The 22,278-nt window shown below is 70.1% G+C and carries 26 protein-coding genes; 15 read left to right on the forward strand and 11 right to left on the reverse strand.

Annotated elements, in window-relative coordinates; translation table 11 throughout:
- Nucleotides 1–38 precede the first annotated feature (38 nt).
- Entirely contained in the window at nt 39–653 is a 615-nt protein-coding gene (locus O7553_RS03480; RefSeq protein WP_348651197.1) for a helix-turn-helix domain-containing protein, read from the reverse strand.
- Complete coding sequence (locus O7553_RS03485) at nt 617–1,000, reverse strand: MerR family transcriptional regulator (RefSeq protein ID WP_281555450.1); 384 nt, start codon at nt 998–1,000, stop codon at nt 617–619. The genes O7553_RS03480 and O7553_RS03485 overlap by 37 nt, the downstream gene beginning before the upstream one ends.
- A 60-nt stretch (nt 1,001–1,060) precedes the next feature.
- Here O7553_RS03485 and O7553_RS03490 point away from each other — a divergent pair, with 60 nt between their 5' ends.
- A complete protein-coding gene (locus O7553_RS03490; protein WP_281553442.1) occupies nt 1,061–1,747 on the forward strand; it encodes an SDR family oxidoreductase in 687 nt (228 codons plus the stop codon).
- On the opposite strand, the gene O7553_RS03495 is transcribed toward O7553_RS03490, so the two are convergent.
- Complete coding sequence (locus tag O7553_RS03495) at nt 1,735–2,427, reverse strand: hypothetical protein (protein WP_281553443.1); 693 nt, start codon at nt 2,425–2,427, stop codon at nt 1,735–1,737. The two genes, O7553_RS03490 and O7553_RS03495, sit on opposite strands and share 13 nt — an antisense overlap.
- A gap of 95 nt (nt 2,428–2,522) precedes the next feature.
- Between O7553_RS03495 and O7553_RS03500 the strand changes: the two genes are divergently transcribed.
- The gene (locus tag O7553_RS03500) at nt 2,523–3,800 is read left to right on the forward strand and encodes an IS4 family transposase (RefSeq protein ID WP_281553181.1); all 1,278 of its coding nucleotides are present in this window, start codon (nt 2,523–2,525) and stop codon (nt 3,798–3,800) included.
- Nucleotides 3,763–3,993, forward strand: coding sequence for a hypothetical protein (locus tag O7553_RS03505; protein WP_281553180.1), 231 nt, complete (start codon nt 3,763–3,765; stop codon nt 3,991–3,993). The genes O7553_RS03500 and O7553_RS03505 overlap by 38 nt, the downstream gene beginning before the upstream one ends.
- Nucleotides 3,994–4,201: 208 nt before the next feature.
- On the opposite strand, the gene O7553_RS03510 is transcribed toward O7553_RS03505, so the two are convergent.
- The gene (locus O7553_RS03510) at nt 4,202–4,639 is read right to left on the reverse strand and encodes a hypothetical protein (protein WP_281553444.1); all 438 of its coding nucleotides are present in this window, start codon (nt 4,637–4,639) and stop codon (nt 4,202–4,204) included.
- A 369-nt stretch (nt 4,640–5,008) separates the two neighbouring features.
- On the reverse strand, nt 5,009–5,233 hold the full coding sequence (locus O7553_RS03515) for a hypothetical protein (protein WP_281553445.1): 225 nt from the start codon (nt 5,231–5,233) through the stop codon (nt 5,009–5,011).
- Between the two features lie 94 nt (nt 5,234–5,327).
- On the opposite strand from O7553_RS03515, the gene O7553_RS03520 reads away from it, so the two are divergent.
- Nucleotides 5,328–6,824, forward strand: a complete 1,497-nt coding sequence (locus tag O7553_RS03520) for an IS66 family transposase (RefSeq protein ID WP_281550504.1) — start codon at nt 5,328–5,330, stop codon at nt 6,822–6,824.
- Between the two features lie 23 nt (nt 6,825–6,847).
- Here O7553_RS03520 and O7553_RS03525 read toward each other — a convergent pair whose 3' ends face one another.
- The gene (locus O7553_RS03525) at nt 6,848–7,228 is read right to left on the reverse strand and encodes a hypothetical protein (protein WP_281553446.1); all 381 of its coding nucleotides are present in this window, start codon (nt 7,226–7,228) and stop codon (nt 6,848–6,850) included.
- A 207-nt stretch (nt 7,229–7,435) separates the two neighbouring features.
- On the opposite strand from O7553_RS03525, the gene O7553_RS03530 reads away from it, so the two are divergent.
- The 4 genes from O7553_RS03530 (at nt 7,436) to O7553_RS03545 (ending at nt 11,484) form a co-directional block, all read left to right on the forward strand.
- The gene (locus O7553_RS03530; protein ID WP_281553447.1) at nt 7,436–8,800 is read left to right on the forward strand and encodes an Nramp family divalent metal transporter; all 1,365 of its coding nucleotides are present in this window, start codon (nt 7,436–7,438) and stop codon (nt 8,798–8,800) included.
- 109 nt (nt 8,801–8,909) lie between these two features.
- Nucleotides 8,910–9,857: a DUF6745 domain-containing protein gene (locus O7553_RS03535; RefSeq protein ID WP_281553448.1), complete on the forward strand. Its 948-nt coding sequence runs from the start codon at nt 8,910–8,912 to the stop codon at nt 9,855–9,857.
- A gap of 131 nt (nt 9,858–9,988) precedes the next feature.
- On the forward strand, nt 9,989–10,399 hold the full coding sequence (locus tag O7553_RS03540) for a hypothetical protein (protein ID WP_281553449.1): 411 nt from the start codon (nt 9,989–9,991) through the stop codon (nt 10,397–10,399).
- A gap of 95 nt (nt 10,400–10,494) precedes the next feature.
- A complete protein-coding gene (locus O7553_RS03545; protein WP_281553450.1) occupies nt 10,495–11,484 on the forward strand; it encodes a transposase in 990 nt (329 codons plus the stop codon).
- Between the two features lie 575 nt (nt 11,485–12,059).
- On the opposite strand, the gene O7553_RS03550 is transcribed toward O7553_RS03545, so the two are convergent.
- Nucleotides 12,060–12,476, reverse strand: coding sequence for a PRC-barrel domain-containing protein (locus tag O7553_RS03550; RefSeq protein ID WP_281553451.1), 417 nt, complete (start codon nt 12,474–12,476; stop codon nt 12,060–12,062).
- Nucleotides 12,477–12,557: 81 nt separating this feature from the next.
- Complete coding sequence (locus tag O7553_RS03555) at nt 12,558–13,181, reverse strand: hypothetical protein (RefSeq protein WP_281553452.1); 624 nt, start codon at nt 13,179–13,181, stop codon at nt 12,558–12,560.
- A 200-nt stretch (nt 13,182–13,381) separates the two neighbouring features.
- On the opposite strand from O7553_RS03555, the gene O7553_RS03560 reads away from it, so the two are divergent.
- From O7553_RS03560 to O7553_RS03590, 7 genes are all read left to right on the forward strand, one after another.
- Nucleotides 13,382–13,987 carry a hypothetical protein gene (locus O7553_RS03560; protein WP_281553453.1) on the forward strand — a complete coding sequence of 202 codons (606 nt, stop codon included), beginning with the start codon at nt 13,382–13,384 and terminating at the stop codon, nt 13,985–13,987.
- Between the two features lie 156 nt (nt 13,988–14,143).
- Entirely contained in the window at nt 14,144–14,461 is a 318-nt protein-coding gene (locus O7553_RS03565) for a hypothetical protein (protein WP_281553454.1), read from the forward strand.
- Nucleotides 14,442–15,071, forward strand: a complete 630-nt coding sequence (locus O7553_RS03570) for a GPP34 family phosphoprotein (RefSeq protein WP_281553455.1) — start codon at nt 14,442–14,444, stop codon at nt 15,069–15,071. Before O7553_RS03565 ends, O7553_RS03570 begins: the two co-directional genes overlap by 20 nt.
- 138 nt (nt 15,072–15,209) lie before the next feature.
- Entirely contained in the window at nt 15,210–15,902 is a 693-nt protein-coding gene (locus tag O7553_RS03575; protein ID WP_281553456.1) for a GNAT family N-acetyltransferase, read from the forward strand.
- Between the two features lie 123 nt (nt 15,903–16,025).
- Nucleotides 16,026–16,751: a YcnI family protein gene (locus tag O7553_RS03580; protein ID WP_281553457.1), complete on the forward strand. Its 726-nt coding sequence runs from the start codon at nt 16,026–16,028 to the stop codon at nt 16,749–16,751.
- A gap of 2 nt (nt 16,752–16,753) precedes the next feature.
- Nucleotides 16,754–18,475: a copper resistance protein CopC gene (locus tag O7553_RS03585; protein ID WP_281553458.1), complete on the forward strand. Its 1,722-nt coding sequence runs from the start codon at nt 16,754–16,756 to the stop codon at nt 18,473–18,475.
- Nucleotides 18,472–19,107, forward strand: coding sequence for a DUF1775 domain-containing protein (locus O7553_RS03590; RefSeq protein ID WP_281553459.1), 636 nt, complete (start codon nt 18,472–18,474; stop codon nt 19,105–19,107). Before O7553_RS03585 ends, O7553_RS03590 begins: the two co-directional genes overlap by 4 nt.
- Nucleotides 19,108–19,117: 10 nt before the next feature.
- Here the strand turns inward: O7553_RS03590 and O7553_RS03595 are convergent, their stop codons facing one another.
- The 3 genes from O7553_RS03595 to O7553_RS03605 all read right to left on the reverse strand — a co-directional run bounded on the left by O7553_RS03595 (nt 19,118) and on the right by O7553_RS03605 (nt 22,041).
- A complete protein-coding gene (locus O7553_RS03595) occupies nt 19,118–19,285 on the reverse strand; it encodes a hypothetical protein (protein ID WP_199757933.1) in 168 nt (55 codons plus the stop codon).
- A 180-nt stretch (nt 19,286–19,465) separates the two neighbouring features.
- On the reverse strand, nt 19,466–20,662 hold the full coding sequence (locus O7553_RS03600) for a helix-turn-helix transcriptional regulator (protein ID WP_281553460.1): 1,197 nt from the start codon (nt 20,660–20,662) through the stop codon (nt 19,466–19,468).
- Between the two features lie 125 nt (nt 20,663–20,787).
- Nucleotides 20,788–22,041 carry an ABC transporter substrate-binding protein gene (locus tag O7553_RS03605; RefSeq protein WP_281553461.1) on the reverse strand — a complete coding sequence of 418 codons (1,254 nt, stop codon included), beginning with the start codon at nt 22,039–22,041 and terminating at the stop codon, nt 20,788–20,790.
- Nucleotides 22,042–22,278 lie beyond the last annotated feature (237 nt).

Here is a 22,278-nt window from a genome sequence, read left to right on the forward strand (position 1 = left end):
CTGCGGGTTCGTTCAGCGCCGTGGCGACGCCGTCGACACTATGTGGACGACTCTGGGCGCGGCCGGGGCGTGAGTCCGTCGTGCAGGACGGTGAGGATCCGTTGCTGGCCTTTCTGGTCGGGGCCGACCTGCTCCAGCGCCCGCGAGGTGCCGATCATCAGCCCGATCAACTCGGCTGTGGCGATGTCCGGGCGCACGGCTCCGGACTGCTGCGCCCTGGTCAGCAGGTCCCCCATCGCGTCGCGCAGGTCCGCGCCGGCTGAGGCGATCGCCGTCCGTACCGCGGCCATCACCTCGTCATCGGAGTCGACGGCGTCGGTGAAGGCATGCTTGACCGTCGACTGTTTGACGGCCTCGGTGAAGAACGCGAAGAAGCCGGCGCCGACGTCGCCGGCGGTGGCCATCTCCCGCGCGTACGCGGTGATCTCCCGTAGCCGGGACATGAACACCGCCTCGATGAGAGCGGCCTTCGTGGGGAAGTGACGGAAGACGGTGCCGATCGCCACGCCGGCGAGCTCGGCGAGCTCCTCGGTCGAGGCGGACGGACCGGCCGCCGCGAAGACCTGTTCGGCGGCGGCGAGGATCCGGGCGGCCGTTACTGCCTGGATCTGTCCGATCAGGGCGGTCCGGCCGGGCCGGACTCGTACGCGCAGCCGCTGGCCGGGTGTGCGGCCCGCGCGATCACCTCGTCCAGGCGGGAGCGGGCTGCCGTCAACTCGGCGATCCGCGCGTCGATCCGGTCGCGCTCGGCAGCCAGCCGGGCGCGTGACTCGGGCGTGTTGACCTTGGCGTCCACACAGGGCATCAGGTCGGCGATGGTCCGGCTGGACAGGTTGGCCGCGTACAGCCGCTGGATCAGCCGGACCCGTTCGACGGCCGACTCCGGGTAGCGGCGCTGACCGGCCGGGCTGCGCTGCGCGACCAGCAGACCCTGCTCCTCGTAGTAGCGCAGCGCCCGGGTGCTCACCCCGGCGCGGGCGGCCAGCTCACCGATCCGCACAGTGACCCCCATCACAAGTCTTTGCCTTTGACGTCAATGTCAGGTTCTAGCGTAGCCAGCATGCAGATTTTCGGAGCAACCGCCCTGGTCACCGGGGCCAATCGTGGTATCGGCCGGCACTTCGCCGCCCAGCTGGTCGAGCGCGGTGCCGCCACGGTCTACGCCACCGCCCGCCGCCCCGAGTCCGTCGACCTGCCCGGCGTACGGGTCCTGCCGCTGGACGTCACCGACCCGGACTCGGTCGCCGCCGCCGCGGCGGCCACCGGTGACGTCACCCTGCTGGTCAACAACGCCGGGGTCACGACCGGAGCGGACCTGGTCGGCGGTGACCTCGGCCTGATCCGCCAGGAGATGGACACCCACTTCTGGGGGACGCTGCACATGATCCGGGCCTTCGCGCCGCAGCTGGCCAACGGCGCGATCCTCAACGTGCTGTCGGCGCTGTCCTGGAGCGCCTACCCGGGTGCCGGCGGCTACGCGGCGGCGAAGGCCGCCGAGTGGAACCTCACCAACGCCGTACGGCTGGAGCTCGCCGCGCAGCACACCCAGGTCACAGGTCTGCTGATGGGTGCCGTCGACACCGACATGATGGCCTCCTACGACGGACCGAAAAGCGACCCGGCGGTGATCGTCAAGGCCGCCCTGGACGGTCTCGAGGCGGGCGAGTGGGAGGTGCTCGCCGACGAGACGGCCCGTGCGGTCAAGGCATCCCTCGCCGCGGACCCCTCCGGCGGTCAGAAGACCTGACCAGAGCGTACGGCAATGAACAGCAGCGGCGTGCCGACGCCGAGCCGGGCCACGGCGTCGGCGGCCGCCTCGGCCAGCCACCCGATCGCGTCGCAGGACCACTCGACCAGCTCACCGCGAAGCACCACACCGTGCAGTGGTGGGCCGTTCCAGAGGCTGTCGTCGAACAGTGGAGCCGGGGTGGTGTCGGCGGCCGTGAGGTCGTGCGACCGGTATCCGAACACATCCGGACCCAGGTCGGCGAGCAGCTCGGTGAGCTGGACCGCCACGTCGGGTAGCGACGGCTCCCGGCCGCTGTTGACGGTGATCTCGACCGGCGTCCGGTCCGCCGGACCGTGGCCGGTGAACCACGGGCTCGTCCGAGTCGCCGACACCGGCGCGTACGGCGGGCGGGACGCCGGGTCGAGCCCGTGCACCGGTAGCAGCAGTTGTACCGCAGACAGGTCGAGCGGACCCCGCCGTGCCGTCACCTCTGCGGCGCAGTGCAGGAACGGCTGCACCGGCAGTGGCCGGTCGCCCGCCACCGCGCTGGCGTCGACCTGGAACCAGGACAGCAGGGCGGCGTCGGGCGCGGCGGCTGGATGCTGCCACCCGGCGTCGTTCGTCGCCCACAGGCCACCCGACCGGAGCATGCCGTTGTCGCGATCGCCGCCAGCCGAGGAATCGTCGAGCCAGCCCATGGCGAGTGACCGGTGGTAGAAGAGCGAATAGGCGTCCAGCTCCCCGTCGGCCCAATGCTGTTAACTTAGTGTGGGTGGGGTTATGATCGCTGGTCGTGGCGAGGGTTGAGGAGCGGGTCGCGGAGGAGTCGCGGGTTCGGTTGCCGGATCTGGTGGGTGTGGGGGTGTTGACCGCGGCGTTTCCGCCGGAGGTGGTCGATCTGGTGGTGGAGCGGTGGGACGCGCGGGAGCAGCGGTCCCGGTTGTTGCCGGCTCGGTTGGTCGTCTACTACGTGATCGCGTGTGTGTTGTTCATGGACAGCGCGTATGTGGAGGTGTGGAACAGGCTGTTGTCGGGGTTGTCGTGGGCCGGGCGGTACCGGACGCGTCGTGAGGTGGGGATGCAGCCGACGGCGGCGGCGTTGACGAAGGCTCGGGGGCGGTTGGGTCCGGAGGTGCTGGAAGGGGTGTTGGAGACCTCGTTCGGCGGGTCGGTGGTGGGGCCGGAACAGGCGCCGTGGGGGTACTTCCACGGGTTGCGGAAGGTGGCTGTCGACGGGTTCTGCCTGAACGTGGCGAGGACGCCGGAGAACGTGGCCGCGTTCGGGTCGCCGTCCAACGGGCAGGGCCCGGTGGGGTATCCGCAGGTACGGGTGGTGGCGTTGGCCGAGACGGGTACCCGTTGCCTGCGGGGGGTGGCGCTCGGTGGTCTGGGTGAGGGCGAGCAGCCGCTGGCCCGGACGCTGTGGCCGCTGCTCGGGTCCACCGATGTGGTGGTCGGTGACCGTAACTTCCTGTCGTACGAGGACCTGGGGGCGATCGCCGCGACCGGCGCGCACGCGGTGTTTCGGGTCAAGGCGGGGGTGGACCTGCCGGTGTTGCGCCGGCTGGCGGACGGCTCCTGGATCTCGCGGATCGCCGATCCGGTCGCGGCGCGCCGGCTACGGCGGCGGAAGGTCCCGCCGGCCGAGATTCCCGGTATCGAGGTACGGGTGATCGAGTACACCGTCGAGACCGAACCCGACCAGCACGGCGAGTACGAGGTCAGCGAACTGTTCTGCCTGGTCACGACCCTGCTCGATGAGCGGGCCTATCCGCTGGGGGACTTTCCCGACCTCTACCGCGACCGGTGGCGGATCGAGACCGCCATCGGAGAGGTCGAGACCCGGCTACGCGGCGGAGCCGACGTCGTGCTCCGTTCCCGTAAACCCGACCTCGTCCGCCAGGAGGTGTACGGGCTGCTCTGTCTCTACCAGGCCATCCGGCATCTGATCGTGGCCGGCGCGGAACAGGCCGGCCTGGACCCGGACCGGATATCGTTCACCCGCGCCCGCGATGCCGTCGCCCGTCACGTCAGTGACGACGCGGCGTTTTCCCCCCGAACGACTGGCTGAGCTCGTCCACGACGTCATCTACGAGATCACCGACCCGCGTAACCTGCTTCCCGCCGAACGCCGGCCACGCAGCTTCGCCCGCGAGCAGCGCCAACCCGGCCGCCGCTACCCACGCCAGAAAGACGAGTACAAGAAGCCGCTACCACCCCGCACGAAGATCAGGCTCTGGGTCACCACCAGCCAGGACCCATAAAGTTAACAGCATTGCCCCGTCGGCCCCGTGTGGCACATCGTCTGCGGGTCCGGTGAGGAAGCTGCCGTAGAGAGCGGCGAACATGGTGCCGGCGACCCGAAGGGTCGCCGGCACCACGCCGGGCCGCGTATTGATGCTGCGTTCCGGCATCTGTTTCCTGTGCCTTTCCAGCTGCCGCGCAGCTGCGAGTCTCCTGTTTGCGAAAGGGTCAGTATACGCGACAGGCGACGTCGTTCTGGCGATGCGGCCACTCGCCGGTGTCGATTTCTCCGATCACGTCGACGTCGACGTGATTGCGCCACGACGTCATCTGGGTGTCGTCGCAGTCGTGACGCGCGACGGTGCGGTCGCCGCTTCCGGTGTAGGGCCGTAGTTCCCTGGTCGACGAGCAGGCCTTCTGCCGCCAGGTGTTGTCCCGGCCGCTCTCTGGTGTGCAGCCGATCAGAGCCGTGTCTGCGGCCGTGCCGGTGGTCGTGGCCATCGGGATCATCCGGCCGGCGCGGTCCAGATATGTTGCGGTGCCTGCGGAACCCGATGGCGCGATTCCCGGCACCGCGACCGCAGTGTCCGTTGGCTCAGCCATCGCCTGTGCGGGCGTGGCAACGCCGACGAGGGCGAGGGTGGTTGCGGCCAGGGCGCTGAGCACCCGTGTTGCTTGTTTCATTGATCCTCCCCGTGCTGGAACAATTGAGGACACGCGACTGAGATAGCATTTCCTGCAGTCAGGGGTGAATTGTCGGCCGGCGAGTGGGGGTTGATCAATTCGCCCCGTACGACGACCAACGACCACGACGCTAATCGATTGACTTTCGAGGTGCAACCCGGGGTCGACGTGAAGCAGACCGATCATGAAAGCAGACCGATCATGAAACATGGGTGCGCCGGTGCGGCTCAGCTTGCGGACGCGGTTTCACCAAATGGTCGCCGACGCTTTGGATGCTCTGCGGACCGGCCTGATGGTGCAGGCGCATGTCGATGCATCTGCGCCATCAGGATGGCGGAGTCGCTTGCCCTGTCAGAGGGGCACGGTCGGGGTGACGGTCGACGGGGTGAAGGTGTGCGGGCGGCCGCAGTAGTCCGGGATCGGGGTGATGTCGAGCAGTGACACCCGGCAGACCTGGATGGCGACGCGGTCGATTCCTCGGACGGCGGCGTTCGCGCCGAGGACGAACTCGATCTCGACGACGCCGTTGTTCACCCGGCGGGCGGTCTCGTCGACGACCCGCTCGCCGGTAAACATTCAGGTGGTGCGCGAAGAGTGACGGTCAGCGCGGGTTGAGTGACGGGGTTCGACCGGCTCGACGCCGTTCTGTCCGTTGTGGTTTGATCTTGGCGTGTCGGTGTCGGAGGATCTGTCTCGTGAAGAGTTGATCTCGCTGGCACGGACGCAGGACGCTCGGATTGCTGAGCAGGACGCGCAGATCGCGGAGTTGACGGCGGCGTACGAGGCGCTCGCGGTGCGGCTGGCGCGGGTCGAGCATCTGTTGTCGCGGAACTCGTCGAACTCGTCGTCTCCGCCGTCGAAGGATGATGATCCGGGGCGTACGCCACCTGCGGCGAGGAAGAAGCGGGACACCCCGGCGGGTACGCGGGGTAGGCAGCGGGGTGCGCCGGGGTCGAACCTGGCCTGGTCGGATGCTCCTGATCAGCGGCGGGACCGGTTCCCCGAGGGTAGTTGCGGGTGCGGCGCGGAGTTGGTGGACGCGCGGGATCTGGGTGTGGTGGACCGGTATCAGCAGGTCGAGGTTCCGTTGATGACCGCGACGCTGACCCAGTACGACCAGCATGCGGTGCGGTGTGGGTGCGGGAAGCTGCACACCGCGGCCCGGCCGGAAGGCGCGGGGGCCGGTCCGGTGGGGTACGGCCCGAACCTGCAGGCGTGGGCGGTCTATCTGATGGTCGTGCATTTCATCCCGGTGCAGCGGTGTGTACAGATGCTTCGGTCGCTGACCGGTGCGACACCGTCGCCGGGGTTCGTGCACGGCGTGCTGACCCGGGTCGCGGCGCTGACCAGCGAGGTCGACAAACGGATCCGCATGTTGATCACCCTGGCGTACGCGGTGTGCTGTGACGAGACGCCGCTGCGGGTCGGGCCAAAGAAACCGAGGCCGGGCCGGAAGAAGGCCGAGAAGTACCTGCTCGTGGCGTGTACCGAGTTGTGGACTCACTACCAGGTCGGTGACCGGGACCTGGCCACGTTCACGGCGTTCGTGGTCAAGGACCTGACCGGCTCGGTGGTCGTGCACGACCGGTACCGGAACTACGACTCGGCCGAGTTGGGCACGCTGGTCCACCAACTGTGTTGCGCTCACCTGTTACGTGATCTTGACGGTGCGGCCGAGGTGTACCCCGACGCGGTCTGGCCGAAGCAGATCTCCGACGCGCTGCGCGCGCTGATCCACGAGACGAACACGGCCCGTGAGCAGAACCGGCCGGGCATCGACCCCACAGTGAAGGCCGAGTTGCTGTACCGGCTGCACCACGGCGTGCTGGTCGGACTGTCCGACACCAGCACCATCGGCAACCGGCCGGGTGAGCGTAAAGCCCGCCTGCTGTTGGAAGTCTTCCGGGACCGACGTGCCGACGTGCTGCGCTTCGTTGACGACCTGTTGGTGCCGCCGACGTCGAACCAGGCCGAACGGGACCTGCGACCGGCGAAGATCCAGCAGAAGATCTCCGGGCGGCTCACCAGCGAGCAACGCACCAAGGATCGGTACAAGATCCTCGGCTACGTCTCCAGCGCGGCGAAGAACGGCCTCGACAAAATGGCCGTCCTGCGCGACGCCATCCTCGGACGACCCTGGATGCCGAACCTACCCGCACCCACCTGACCCCCACCCCACCCAGGTCAACATCAGCCGGCGGCCACCAACCAACCGGCCATCACGCTATGCCACCACGCGGAATCCCAGCGCGCACCACCTGAATGTTTGCCCTCGCCGGCGTACGCGGTATAGCTGGCGATGGTGTAACGGCTGTCGTCGCGGCAGACGGCTCCCGGGTTGTTCGGGAACGGACGGTCGGCGAGCATCCCGGTCACCCGTACCGCGCTGGTCGGCGGGGCGGAGCGCCACTCCAGGTGACCCAGGGTGTAGCCGTAGGTGCAGTTGTCCCCGGACGGGACGGAGAACCGCTGCAGGATCGACGGGCTGGCGGTGGCTCCGCTGGCCGCGAGGGCAGCGGCGGCGATCGCGGCGGCGAGGACGGTCGCCGCACGCAGGACTGCGCGCTTCATCTGCTTCCTTTCTGCTGTCTCGGATGCTTCGTGGACGGTCATCGGCACCTGGTGCGGGTGTGACGACAAATACATCAAAGATTACCGATGTGCAGCTGTGAAGTCATCTGCTGGCCGATGGGCGTTGTGCGTGAAGGAGTCGCCTGTTGGGTACCGGCTCGGGCAGTGGCATCGACCCGACGAGTCCACCCCCGAAGGAGACATGGCATGAGCCAGGTCACCGAGGCCGCGCCGCAGCGGTCGACCGGCGTACCCGAACCACCGACCGGCTGGCGCCGATTCCGCTACATCGGCCCCGGCGTGCTGTGGGCGCTCGCCGCCCTCGCCACCGGCGAACTGCTGTTCACTCCCCGGGTCGGAGCCCAGTACGGCTACAGTCTGATGTGGGCGCTGGTCGCCGTACTCGTCCTCAAGCTCTTCGTCACCCGGGAAATCGGCCGCTACAGCGTCGTCACCGGCCGCCGGCTGCTCACCGGCCTGGCCGGCCTGCCCGGCCCGGCCGGCTGGGCGATCTGGCTGATCCTGGTGCCGCAGCTGGTCGTCGGGATCGCCGCGATCGCCGGGATCGCCAGCGCCGCCGGCAGCGCACTCGCGCTCGCCGTACCCGGTCCGATCCAGGCCTGGACCGGCGCGGTCCTCGCGGCCGCCGCCGGGCTGGTGCTGGTCGGTCACTACACCGGCGTCGAATGGGTGTCCCGAGTCCTCGGCATCGCGCTCGCCCTCGGCGCGGTCGTCGCCGCGATCCAGGTCGGGCCGGACCTGACCGAGGCCGCCGCCGGGTTCGTCCCGGTGCCGCCGGACGATCTGCAGGTAGCCGAGATCCTGCCCTGGCTCGGCTTCCTGTCCAACGGCGCGGCCGGACTGATGTGGTACTCGTACTGGATCACCGCCAAGGGCATCGGCCACGCCGGGGTGGCGGCGGCCGACCGCCGCGACCCACGGGACCTCGACAGCCACCAGATCGACCGGGTACGCGGCTGGCTGCGGACGATGACCCTCGACTCGACGTTCGCCGTGGTGGGCGTCGCGCTGATCACCGTCGCGTTCCTGATCCTCGGCGCCGAGCTGCTGCGGCCGGAAGGCATCGTGCCCGCCGAAGCCGACGTCGCCCGCGACCTGACCCGCCTGTTCAGCGAGGTGTTCGGCAGCGTCGGCTTCTGGCTGATGGTCGTCGGACTGGTCTCGGCGTTCTGGACCGCCACCCTCACCAACATCGACGGGTGGCAGCGGCTCTACACCGACGGCGTACGGCGTGTGCTGCCGGAACGGCTCACCGAGCACAGCCTGGCCCGCCCGGCGGTGATCAGCCGGACCGCCGTCGTGGTGTGGCTGGCGACCCTGCCGTACGCCGTGTTCCTGATCTTCGGCAATCCGGTCGCCCTGCTGACCCTCGCCGGGTCGATCGAGGCCGTGCACATCCCGCTGGTCGCCGGACTCGTGCTGTGGCTCAACCGGCGGACCATGCCACGCGCGTTGCGCGCCGGGTGGGCCGCGACCGCACTGGTGGTCGCCGCCGTGGTCTTCTTCACCTGGTTCGCGCTCTACTACCTGTGGCAGCAGTTCGCCGGCTGACCGGAAGCGGCCAGCCGAAGAGGGCAGGCCGGTTGCGGTCGGTGGCCAGATCCGCCACCATGGTGGACATGATCACTTCCTACCGGAAGGGCGGAACCGCCCTCGCGCGGTGACCGCGCCCGCGCGGCGTGACGCCGCCCGCTCCACCTCCCCAGCACCAGCTTCCGATCGGCTCGTCGCCTACTGGCGGCTGGCCGAACCCGTCCGGCGCGAATGGCTCGACCACGGGCTCGACACCGCGCCCGCCGGCCGGGCCACCACAGAGGACATCCTGTCCCGCATCTATGCCCGGCACTCTCGTCGTCGACCCCGGTTCCGTTGGGTCGACTCACCACGTCAGGCACTGCCGCTGCTGGCCGGTCTGCCCACCCACGACCTGCTCCAGCAGTGGATCAGAGCTCGACAGCCGGCCGGGAAACCCCCACTAGCCAGCGACATCGCCGCCGGGCTGTCCCGGCTGCGCAGCGCCCTGGACGCGGCCGCCGACCATCCCGACCTGACCCCACCACAGGCCGGCCGGAAGAAGGACGCCCGGAAGAAGGACGCCCGGAAGAAGGACGCCTGGAAGAAGGACGCCGGCCAGAAACAGGACGGTGCCGGATCGAAATGGCCGGTGCTGCCGCCGATCGAGGCGCTCGCGGCCGGCGTACCGCTGCGGGTCGTCCTGCAGCAGGGGGTCCGCGACGCGCTGCGGACCAGCCTCGTTGACGGCTTCTCCCTACCGGTCCGCGCGGCACTCGCGGCCGTCGGGCGACAGCCCGTGCCGACCGCCTGGTACGGCCAGCAGGACGCGCACTGGGTGGCGTACTACGACGTGCTGCGCCGGCTCGGGCTGGCCCGGTACCGGCGGGCCGACGAGACTCAGCTCGACGAGTGGGCGACGTTGGCCCGGTCCGCCGGCTGGTGGTGGCCGGGGGAGCGGACCTGCGTACTGGTCGAACGTCCGGCGGTGATCCGGACCGGGCCGGTGCCGGGCGCCCGGCACGGCGAGCAGCGCCCGGCATCGGGGGTGGCCGGCCCGGTCGGATACCGGGACGGCTGGCGACCACTCGGGTAGCCGTCCGGCGGCTGAGTCTGCCGGGCAGATGGTGGACAGACGCCTCCTCGCTACTGTGGTGCGGACATAGGCGATCATGATCTGCCCGGCGGCTCCCGGCCGCCGAGGCTCGAAGGGCGGTGGCTGTCCTGATGCACTCGCACCAACATGAACCCGTTGGCCGTACGCCGGGTGCTGCCCGTGGCAGCGGTGCACCTGCCCTGCGTCCGGCATCGAACCCGGCACACCACCTGCAGCGCCGGTACGGCAACCGGCAGACCAGGGCGATCATCCAGGCGAAGCTTGCGGTGGGCTCCACCACCGACCCACTCGAGCGGGAAGCGGACCGGATCTTGCGGCTGGCAACCGGCGGGTCGGCGCAGCGGGCACCCGAGGCGGTCGGGCAGGAGCCCGCGACGGCGGTGGGTGAGTCGGCGGGCGCGGCGGTGGAGCAGGGCGTGGCCCGGGCCCGGGCGGAGCAGGGCAGGGAAAGCCGGTCCGTCGCCGGGGCGGATCGGCGTCCACCCCACACGCGACCCCACGGCTCACGACCGAATCGCTAGACTGTGGACTGTGTCCAGGACCGTGAAGCGGGCGTTCAGGTACCGCTTCGACCCCACCCCCGGGCAGGCCGCCGAGCTCGCCCGGACGTTCGGCTGTGTCCGGCTGGTCTACAACATGGCCGCTGGCCGCCCGCACCGAGGCGTGGACCCTGCGTCGGGAACGGGTCACCTACAACGCCACGTCGGCGATGCTGACCGGGTGGAAGAAGACCGACGACCTCGCGTTCCTCAATGAGGTGTCGACGGTGACCGTGTCGCAGGACCCGGCGGGCCGCTGGTTCGTCTCCCTGCTCTGCGACGACCGGATCGAACCGGCCCCGGCCACCACCGCCGCCGTGGTGGGGGTCGACGCCGGCCTCGACAGCCTGTTCACCCTGTCCACCGGGGAGAAGATCCCCAACCCGGGACATGAACGCCGTGACCGGCGGCGGCTGGCCCGGGCCCAGCGGAACCTCGCACGCAGGGCCAAAGGCTCGGCGAACCGGGCCAAGGCCCGGCTGTCGGTGGCCCGGGTTCATGCCCGGGTCGCCGACCGCCGCCGCGACCACCTGCACAAGTTGACCACCCGGCTCGTTCGTGAAACCCAGACGATCGTGATCGAGGACCTGGCCGTCCGCAACATGATGGCCAGTCACCGTCTGGCCCGCGCCGTCTCCGACGCGGGCTGGCGGCAGTTCCGCAGCATGCTGGGGTACAGAACGGACTGGTACGGCCGGGATCTGGTGGTCGTGGACCGCTGGTTCCCGTCGACCCGACTGTGCTCGGGCTGTGGCGTACTGGCTGAACACCTGCCGTTGGCGGTCCGGTCGTGGACCTGCCGGTGCGGGCAGGCCCATGACCGGGACGTGAACGCGGCCCGGAACATTCTCGCGGAGGGGCTCTCCGTGACTGCCTGTGGAGGCGGTGTGAGACCTCGCCGGGAGTCCTCCTCTCGGACGGGGCGGTCGTCGGTGAAGCAGGAACCCCCTGGGGCGACCCAGGGAATCCCCGTCCCTTCAGGGCGGGGAGGATTGTCAAGGTCTGCAATGGTGCGGGCAGTGAGGTGCCCCGAGGATTCCGGACAGGGAGCGAGACGATGTCGGTGACCCCCAGCGACGGCCGGTTGGACAGGGCCAGCAGGTCGTGGACGACGCGGGGCGGGCCGACGGTAACCGGCTGGCACGGTTCGTCCGTTTCCATGCCAAGATCCACCCAGACGTGGACCGCGCTGCCGGTGGCGAGAGCGCGCAGGGTCACCGACCAGATGGCTGATCCCTGGCTGACCCGGGACTGAGCCTCGATCCCGTACATGTCGTCGCTGTCGAGGACGCGCAGGTGTAGCACCTTGTCACCGACGACGGTCTCACCGAGGTCGATCGGTGTCGCATCAGGATCGTCCAGTGCCCACCGGCTGAAACTCTCGTGTGCCAGCTCCACGACGGCCCGCTGGTCGGATTCCTCGGTGCAGTCCTTCCAAATGGCTCGGTAGAGAAGGCTCATCTGCTGCTCCCGAGTCACTCGGCGACGACACGTGGGCTGCGGACGAGCCCATCGCGTATCGCAGAGAGTACCGAGCTGATGCACGTACCGGCATCGACTGTACTTCCATGCCTGACCGACCCCGGCGTACGCCGCTACGGCGCCGAAGCGCCTACGTTGCCCCGACCCGATCCGGTGCCGACTAGCGGTAGAACGGGTAGCCCGGGTACACGTACCCGACGCCCCAGAACGGCGGGTAACCGTAGTAGCCGTACAGCTCCTCGTAGTACTTGTCCTGTGACACGAGCTCCGGATCGTAGGCCGGGGCACCGGCCACCCGCTCACTCGACTCGTTGATGTGCACGACGCCGTCGGTGATCCGGACGATCGCGTCGACCGGGACGAACGACGGAGTGGCCCCGAGACCGAGGATGCCGCCGTGCTCGACCCGCAGCAGCCGGACCTTGTGTTCTGCCTCGTCGATCAGCAGGTCGTCGACCTTACCGATGTCGTTGCCGTCCGCGTCGCACACCTTTCGGCCGCGAATGTCCTCGGCCGGATCGGCGACCATTTCGTGGGCGTCGCTCATCCTGACCAGCTTCGCCAACCCCTCGGTCATGGTGCCCCCCTCCTGCTCGCCAACTGCCTCACCCTTTCCGGGTTACCACTTCCGTCGGCCGGCAAACCCGCCGGCCGGCGGTCACAGCAGCAGGGCCCTCGGATCGGCGTCCATGGTGTGCAGGAGATGGGCGGCCTCGTGTGCGCCGGGGCAGGAAGCGGCGGAGAACGCCCGGGCCAGCGCGATCATCTCGGCAGCGGGTAGCAGGGTGCCCTCCCGGTTGCGCAGCGGCAGCCGGACGGTGCCGTCCGGGCCGCTGACGGTGAGCACCGGGGTGCTGGCGGCGCCGCCGCCGCTGTCCTGTTCCGTGCCGCTGTTCTGTTCCGTGCCGCTGTTCGGTTCCGCATCGGTGGTCGCGGGGGAGCCGAGCGAAATCGTCACGGTCTCGGCCGTACGCAGGTCGACGGTGCGGGTGGCGAGTCCGCGTACGGTGAGCTGGGTGCCGGACAGCCACGCCCCGGTCCGGGCGACCCGGGCGATCGGCAGGCCGATACCGGCGGACGCCCCCAGAGCGAGACCGGTGCCGAGCAGCACCGGCAGGGTCGGCTCGTCCCCGCCGCCCGAGACCACCAGCCCGAGCAGGCTGCCGAGGCAGCACCCGGCGGTGACCAGCCCGACGCCCAGTACCGACAGCACCGCGAGCCGGGTCGGCCGGCTGGTTGGGTATCCGATGGACAGTTCGAGTCTGCCGTGCCCGTGATCCATGGCGGAGATCGTGCCATTGTCGATCAAGGTCGGCGACGGCGGTGGTGGCGACCGGCCATCGCAGCGGTGGCGGTGGCCGACGGGACGGTGATGGGGAGGGATCCCGTCGGCCACCGGGATCACCCGCGCGAGGCGTGGGACCTACCAGCGTATCGGACGACCGCCGGTCTCGGCATCGGCCGGCGCGTCCACCGTCCTCGTTGGTCGGCGTCGTGGTGGGGGCCGATCGGGGCGCTGCCATCCGGATTCCGGACGACCTCCGAGGAGTCGACGAAGGTGAACCCGCAGCTGTTTCGGGGTTTTCAAACTCTCGGCGCGGTTTCACCGGCGCGTTGAGCGTTGCACCACTGTGGGTACCCTGGCAGACTCGATCTGCGTCCGCCGATGGCGGTCAATCGATGGTGTCCCAGGGTGAGGAGTTCGCGATGGCGAAAAGCCGTGGCACGCGCTGGGAGATCACCGACGGTGCTGAGCTGAATGATGCTCGGGTCGGCGCTCTCAATACGTCGCCCGGTGGCTATCCGTCACCACTGGCCGGTCTGCTCTTCTGTGCAACTTGCGAACGGCAAATGATCCCGATGGCCAGGCTCAATGGCTGGGTGTACGGTGCCCCGTGCGGCTGCCGGCTGAGCCCGGTGGACGCGCTCACCGTCGAACGTCTCGTGTTCAACGCGGTGGCGGCTCATCATCCGGATCTGTTGGCCGGCACCGCCGTCGGGGATCTTTCCTCGGCGTTCCGGGAGGTGCTCTCCGAGGTTCGGATCGGTGGTGCAGCCGACGAGTTGGAATTCATCTGGTCCACGTGACCAATGTCCGCCAAGCGCTCTCCCCGACCTGGATCTTCACGTTAGAGAAAACGACGTCCGGATCGCCTGCCGTGCTCCGGATGGCGACGCGTGCCCCCGGTGGCGCGTCCGATGATTCCGGCTGGATCGATATATATGACCTACAATGTTAAGAACGTGGAAGTTCCGGAGTTGCCGCCGGGTACGGTGCTCCGATTCGCCGTCTCCGAGTGGCAGTACGGGCGAGGTCCCGTGCCCGGCGAGCCCTTCGATCTGCTGATCACCTACGTCCGGATCGGCTCCGCCCGCAGCTACGGCGGGCAGTGGGTGTGGGTCGACGGCCACCACGTCGACTGTCGACCCGACCATCCACCTTGCCAACAGGCGCTGGTCAGCGTCGCTGCGGTGCGGCGGGCCGCCGTCGGCGAACACGCCAGTATCCAGCCGCCGCCCGCCGAGCAGGTGGTGGTCGACGGTGCCGCTGCTCGCCGATGAGTTCTTCCTGCTTGCCCACCACGATGTCACCGGTCGCGCCCGGCTGCACCCCCGGGCGGTCGGGCTCGGTCTGGCCAGCGCGGTCCTCGCCGAGCTGGTCACCGCGCAGGCCGTCGCCGTCGATGCCGGTCACGTCTGGGTGGTCGATCCGGCGGCGCCAGCCGATGCGCTCGGTCGTTCCGCGCTGCGGCTGCTGCTCGACGAGCCGGAGCACACCAGCCTACGGGTCTGGCTGACCGTTCTGTCGGAGCGGGCCCCGGACCACGTCGCCCAGCGGCTGACTGCCGCCGGGGTCGTCCGACCCGAGCAGGTACGCCGGCTGATGCGCACCCGGACGATCTACGTACCGGTCGACATCAACCTCGCGGCCTGGCCGTGGGCGCGGTTGTCGCTGCGGCTGCGCCGGATGGAACCGCTCGACGAGCCCGACCTGTTCCTTGCCGGACTGGCTGCGGCGACCGGACTGGACGCCTATCTGCTCGACGGTGCCGAACCCGAGGTGGCCCGTCACCTCGATGTCCTGCTACGGGCGCTGCGGCCTGCGCTGCGCGACCTGTTGGGCCGGACCGGCGCGGCGGTCGGCAACGCTGTGCTGAGCGGGCGTACCTGAGCCTGAGTCGGCCAGCCGGGGCCGGCACGACCTGCCACCCGCACGATCCTCCTACCGCGCAGTCCCTCTACCGCGCGACCCAGCTGTTTCATTCCACCTGTTCCATTCCACCCACACTCACCCTCCTGGAGCGTGCCGATGAACGCGACCACACCCGCCATGACCGTCCGGGCCGCCACCCACGACGACATCCCTCAGGCGGCGACGCTGCTCACCGAGGCGTTTCTGATCGCACCGGTCTCCCAGTGGTTGGTGGGGGACATCGACGCCCGGGTCACCACGTTCCGGTCGCTGTTCACCATCGAACTCGAACACGCCATCGACACCGGTGCCGACGTGTACGTGGCGGGACCGTTCACCGGGGTGGCGATCTGGTACCAGCGTGATCAGCCGGAGTCGGCCAACCACATCACCGTCCACCAGCGTCGAATGATGCTCGCCGCCGGCATCTGGCAGCACCGCGTCGCCGCCCTGCACGGCATCCTCAGCGGACACCGGCCGGACCGGCCGCACCGGTATCTCGCGTACCTCGGGGTCACACCCTGGCTGCAGGGCCGGGGCGTTGGCACCGCCCTGCTGACCCACCAGCACCGGCAGCTCGACGCCTCGGGCACCCCGGCGTACCTGGAGGCCACCACGCCGCGCAACCGCGGCCTCTACCTTCGGCACGGGTACGTCGCCGCCGAACCGGTCCAGCTGCCGGACGGCCCGCCGATCTGGCCGATGTGGCGCGCGCCGGCTCAGGGCGACCAGCTCTCCGGCCGCGACGGCGACCAGCCCTCCGGCCGCGACGGCGACCAGAGTCGGGACCAGCGCCCCGGACCCGGGTGACGATCAGCTCTTGCCGGATCATCGGGACCGCCGGGAACCAACCGGCATCGGCGGCCGACCAATCCACCAAGCTCCCGCCCAGAGGCACCCTCGGCGGCCCGATGATCGAGAGGTAACCCGTCCATGCACTCCACCCTTCGTCGCGTCGCCCGGTCCGGTGCCGTCGCCGCCATCGCCGGCGGCGCCATCCTGCTCGCTGGCTCCCCGGCGGCGGCGCACGTCACCGTCACCCCCACCGTCACCACCGCCGACTCCTACACCGTGCTGACGGTGTCGGTGCCGCACGGCTGCGACGGCTCGGCCACCACCAAGGTGGCCATCCAGATCCCCGACCAGATCAACTCGGTGACACCCACCATCAATCAGGGCTGGACGGTCGAGAAGGTGATGGCCACCCTCGACCCGCCGGTCACCGACAGCCACGGCAACGAGCTCACCGAGCGGGTCGCGGAGATCGTCTACACCGCCAAGACCCCACTGCCCGAAGGTCACCGGGACGTGTTCGAGCTGTCCCTGCGACTGCCCGACGCGGCCGGGGAGACCCTCGTCTTCCCCTCCATCCAGACCTGCGAGCAGGGCGAGACCGCCTGGGCCCAGGTGCCGGCGGACGGCCAGGACAGCCACGAGCTGGACTACCCGGCACCCTCGTTCGTCATCACCGCCGCCGACGCCGACGGCACCGCCGCCGGTGACGAGCCCGCCGACGACGCCGAGCCGACCGAGCTCACCACCGCCGGCTCCACCACCAGCGACGGCGGCTCCGTCGTCGGCTGGATCGGCCTGATCCTCGGCCTGCTCGGCTTCACCGCCGGCGGCCTGGCGCTGCAGCGCACCCGGAAGACCACATAGGGGTGTGGTCGCCGCACCGGGTACGGCGGGCCGCGCTGCTCGCCGTACCCGGACTGTTGTCCGGAAGCCTGCTCGGTCTGCTGCTCGCGCTCGCCGGGGCCGGCCCGGCCGCCGCGCACGCCACGCTGCTGACCAACGATCCGGCGGACGGCGCGTTGCTCGCCGAGGCGCCGCCGTCGGTCACCCTGACCTTCGACGAGCCGGTCCAGATCCGCGCCGAGGGCGTGCAGGTGCTCGACGCCGGCGGGTCCACGATCGACGTCACCGCCAGGTCGGTGGACAGCACCGTCGTCATCGACCTGCCGACCGGCCTGGCCGACGGCACGTACGTGGTCAGCTGGCGGGTCGTTTCCGCGGACAGCCACCCGGTGGCCGGCGGGTTCAGCTTCGCGATCGGCGCACCCACCGCCGGCAGCGTCGCGATCCCGGTCACCGAGCCGGACCTCGCCCTGCGGGTGCTCCGCCCGGCCACCGAGGCGCTGCTGTACGTCGGCGTGCTCGGCGGCACCGGGCTGGCTGTGTTCGGCCTGTCCTTCCTGCCGATCCCGGCGCGTCGACGACAGCTGCCCACAGTGGTCGGGCTCGGGGTCGTCGCCCTCGTCGCGGTGGCGGTGATGCCGCCGGTCACCACCGCATGGCAGGACGCGGCCGACGTCGGCGCGTTGGCCGGCCCGGCGCCTTGGCGGACCGGCTACCTGTCCGACCTCGGCCTGGCCGCCGCACTCACCGCCGCCGGCGTGCTCGCGGTCCTGGTCGGAGCCAGGCTGGGCAGCGGCGGTGCCGGTGCGGCCCGCCGCCCGGCCGGTGTAGCGGTGTTCGCCGGGGCCGGGCTGGCGCTCGGCGCGTCGGCGCTGGTCGGCCACACCCGCAGCTTCGGCCCGGCCTGGCTGACCCTGGGCAGCGACCTGCTGCACCTGGTCACGGCCGCGGTGTGGCTCGGCGGGATCCTCGGCCTGGGTCACCTGCTGTCCCGGCGGACCGACACCCCGTCGGCCACGCAGCGGGCCGGCGTCGTGGCCGCGTTCTCCCAGACCGCCGCGTTGCTGGTCGCCCTGCTGGCGGTGGCCGGAGTCCTGCTCGGTTGGCGGATCGTCGGCTCCTGGTCGGCGTTGCTCGGCACCACGTACGGGCTGGTGCTGCTCGGCAAGGTCGCGGCGGTGGCGGTGCTCGTCGGAATCGCCGGCTGGAACCGTTATTTGCTGGTGCCGCGTACCCGCCGACCTGACACCGAGGCCGCCGCCCTGCGTTCACTGCGCCGCACCGTCCGGGCGGAGGCGGTACTGCTGGTCGGGGTGCTCGCCGTCACCGGTGTGCTGGTCACCCGAGACCCGACCAACCGGGCCTCCGAGACCGACAACGCCGCCACCGGTTCGGCCGACGGCCGTACCAGCTCCGTTGAGCAGGCCGTCGTCGCGGACGCCGCGCTCGGCGACGGCCGGGTGCAGATCCGGATAACCCCGGGTGCCACCGGGATCAACGCGCTGGAGTTGGCGCTGTTCGACGTCGCCGGGCAGCCGTTGGAGCCGGTCACGCCGCCGACGGTCACTGTCACGCTGCCCGAAGCCGGGGTCGGGCCGCTGGAGCGCCGGCTCGCCCAGACGGGCCCCGGAAGCTACGAGGCGGTCGCCGACTTCCCGTTGCCCGGCAGTTGGGAGGTCACCGTCAACGCGCGTACCTCCCGGTTCGACAGCCCGATCGCGATTATTCCGGTGGAGATCCGATGAACAGGTTCCGACGACGTGCCGCAGGACTACTCGGCGCGGCGCTGCTGGGCCTGGCACCGGCGGCGCTGGTGACGCTCTGGTCGGCGGCGCCGGCGGCGGCCCACACCCAGCTGGCCGGCGCGGCCCCGAACGGTGCCGGTGCCACCACGTTGACCTTCACCTTCGACCACGGCTGCGACAACGCGGACACCGACGAGCTGGTGGTCGAAATGCCGGCCGGGGCGATCGCCGGTTCGACGACCGGACAGCCGCCCGGGTGGGCTGCCGAGGTCACCCCCGGCCGGGTCAGCTGGACCGGGCCGGCGATCAGCGCCGAGCAGATCGCCGCCGGGGTCGCCGAGTTCTCGGTGCTGGTCCGGTTGACCGGGACGGCCGGGCAGACCTTCTGGTTCCCGGCGGTGCAGCGGTGCGTCGACGGCGACAGCTACGAGTGGTCGGACACCGGGCCGGGTGCTGAGCGGCCCGCCCCGTCGCTGATCGCGACCAACGCGGTGCTCGCGCCGGCACCACCGGCGGCTCCGGCCGATCAGCCGGCCGGCGGTGGCGGTGCCAGTGTGGCGCAGGCGTTGACCGCTGTAGGGCTGCTGGTGGTCGGTGCCGGTCTGGTCGGCTACCGACTGACCGGACGGTGACGGCGGAGCTTCATCGTGGCCAGTGGCCCCGGTTGATCGGCACCCGGTGCAGGGTGCGGCAGGGCAGTTCAGCGCCACACCGGCAGGTCCGCCGCCACCGGCGCCACGACCACTGTGGCCGGTGTCGGCGGGCCAGTGTCGCCGCGACGGCGAAGAGGTACTCGTCGTACGAGACCATGTCCCTCCCTCCACGACAGTCCTTCACGACGGTGCGAGCGCAACAGGGGACCGCCGAGCGGAGCCACAGGTGCGACCCGGAAGCCGGGGTGCGACACCGGGGGCTCTCCACTGACACCCGGCACCGCACCCCGTACTCATGACGGTACGAGACTGCAAGCGGATTCTGCGTAACGAGCGGTTACGTCGAATGATCCTCTGGCGAGAGTGGATCGATTCCCATCCGTACCGCGAGTTGCCGAAGCTCGTCGGAGCCACTACGGGGCGACGAGTCCCGCACGATGTGCGCGATGATCTCCCGGACGGTGGCCCGGCTGCGGGTCTCGTGCGGGGCGATCGCCTCGGCCCGCAGGAACGCCCGTACCGCCTCTTCGTTGCGCTTGGCGGCGTGGAACCCGCGCCCGGCGTCCATGTGCAACCTGGCCCGGCGCTGCGGGGTCCGCAGCGCGCTCTGGTCCACTTTGCGGGCGAGTTCCGGGGCGCGGCCCGGCTCGCCGTTCTCCAGCACCACCCCGACCCGCCACACCGCGACGTTCGCCGAGGTGAACTCCATCCGCCACGGATCACCAGCGGTACGCCGGGCGACGTCGGCGGCCTCGGCGATGTGCGTTTCGGCGACGTCGTGCTGACCTAGGCTGGCGGCGGACAGCGCGGCGTGCAGGTGCAGCATGCCGTACCACGCGCGGCCTTCGTCCGTACTTGTGTGAAGTTGGATTCGTTCGGCGGCGTCGCAGGCCAACGTCCAGGATCGCTTCCGCAGCCCGGTGGCCAGGACCGCCTGGGCCAGCGCGTAGTCGGCGGCGGCGACGCAGGCCGGGTCGTCGGCGAGCTGCGCCGCCCGGACGGCGCGCTCGGCGAGCCGCATCGCCAGGTCGACGTGGCCCTGTGGTTTGAGCGCCAGCGAACCGGTGACCAGGGCCTGCACCGCGATCCGCAGTGCGACTGGGTCTTCGTCGGCGTTGGCCGTGGAGCGGATCTCGGCGATCAACCGGGGCAGCAGGATGCCGAGGGTCGGGTTGTCGCAGGCCATCCGGGCCCGCATCGCCCGGTCGGCCTCGGCGGCGAGCAGCGCCGCCGGGCGGGCCGCAGCCGGCTCGTCGTCGTCCATCGCCTTGCGGATCGCCGGTACGGCGGCGTAGAGCGCCAGGTCGTTGCGGGACCGGGGCAGGTACGGCTGCGCGGTGAGGTCCATCGTAGAGACCCCGAGCGCGGTGGCGAGCGCGATGAGCATGGACCTCTTGGTCACCGCGCGCTTGCCGTTCTCGATCATGGAAACGTACTCGCGGCTTACCCCGATCTCGGCGGCGAGCTGTTGCTGCGTCATGCCGGCGATGTCACGCCACCGCGCGACCCGCAGGCCGATGTAATCCTCCGGCATGGGGGACCTCCCATGCTGACGGTACGGTCGAAACGGCGTGACGTCGACCAATGTAACTGGTTGTTACGCCTGTCCCGCCTGTTGGTGACCCAGGTGGTCGGCCGACCTCACTCTTCGTGGCCCGGTCAGCTGTTCGCCAACACCGCATTGGCCTGTGCGACGAACTCCTCGGCCGCCTGCCGAGGGGTCGCCGCGCCGATCTGTACGCTCTCCGCCGCCGTGACCAGTAGTGTCCGGACCGTGGTGTGGCCGGGCGGCGGGGGCACCGGTGCCGGACCGAACAGATCGGACATCTGCTGCTCGAACGCGACCGACGCCTGCATCTTCTCGTCGGCGAGCGTCGCCTGCACCGTCTCGCGGACTTTCAGGTTGGAGCTGAGGCCGCGCTCGGTGCCGAGGATGCGGCCAGCCTGCGGGTCGTTGACCAGGAAGTCGATCAGGTCCACCACTTCCTGCTGGTGCCGGGTGCCCCGGAATCCCGCCCAGTACATCGACGCCCGCGCCCACTGGCCCTCCGGGTCGCCTGGATAGGCGACCACGCCGAGGTCGGCGGTGGTGTGCTTTTGCAGCTCAGCCAGCTGATTGGACCACATGAACGACGTCGCCGCGTCACCGGTGACGACGAGTTGCTGGGTGGCGTTGCCGTTGTTCGCCGCCCTGATCAGCTCGACGCTCGGGGTGGCGTCCGCGTCGCGGGCCTGTTGCCACAGGTCGAACCAGGCTTTGAGGTCGTCGACCTCGAAGCCCAGTTGCCGTCCCCGGTACAGCTCGAGTTCGTTGCTACGTAGCCAGAGCCAGAGCGCCTTGTAGTCGGCCGACGGGTCCATCGTGCCGGCCACCTCGCCGTCGGTGAGCGCGGTGATCTGGCTGGCCCAGTCGATCAGCACCGGGTAGGTCATTCCGATCGTCGGTTCGTCGACACCGAGCTCGGCCAGCAGCGTCTTGTTGTACACCATCGCCGGGGTGTTCGCGGCGGCGGCGACCGCCACCGTCCGTCCGCCGATCTGTCCGTACTGGACCAGGCTGTTAGGGAAGCCGGAGAGGTCGAGCTCGCCGCTGTCGACGTAGGGGGTGAGGTCGAGTACGACGTCACGTTCGGCGTACTCGGTCAGGTAGTTGTCGTCGATCTGGAACAGGTCCGGCGTGTTGCCGGCGGCGGCCTGGGTGGCCAGCTTGTCGTAGTAGCCGGTGTAGCCCTGCCAGGTCACTCTGAAGGTGATCCCCGGATTGCGGGCGGCGTAGACGTCGAGCGCCTGCTGGGTCAGCTCGGCCCGGCGCTCCGCGCCCCACCAGAAGACGGAGAGTTCGATCGGCCCGTCCTCGGTCGGCTCGCCGGTGTCGTCGGTGGCGCAGGCGCCGAGTCCGATGGCGACCGCCATCAGGACAGTGAGTGTTCGGGCAACGGCTCCGCGTGTCGATACGGCGGATGATGACACGGGTTTCTCCTGATCAGGGCTGGGCTGGCCGGTCTACGGCCCGATCATTTACACAAGCGACCAGGTCGGGTGTCAACGGGCCGTCCGGCTGTTCGTGCCGCCTCCTCAGTCGATGCATTGACGGTGTGTGGGCTGATCGCGTAGCGTTCGTCCCACTGGAAAGCGTTTTCCTGAGGAGTA

The organism is Solwaraspora sp. WMMA2059 (assembly GCF_027497315.1).
Taxonomy (GTDB): domain Bacteria; phylum Actinomycetota; class Actinomycetes; order Mycobacteriales; family Micromonosporaceae; genus Micromonospora_E.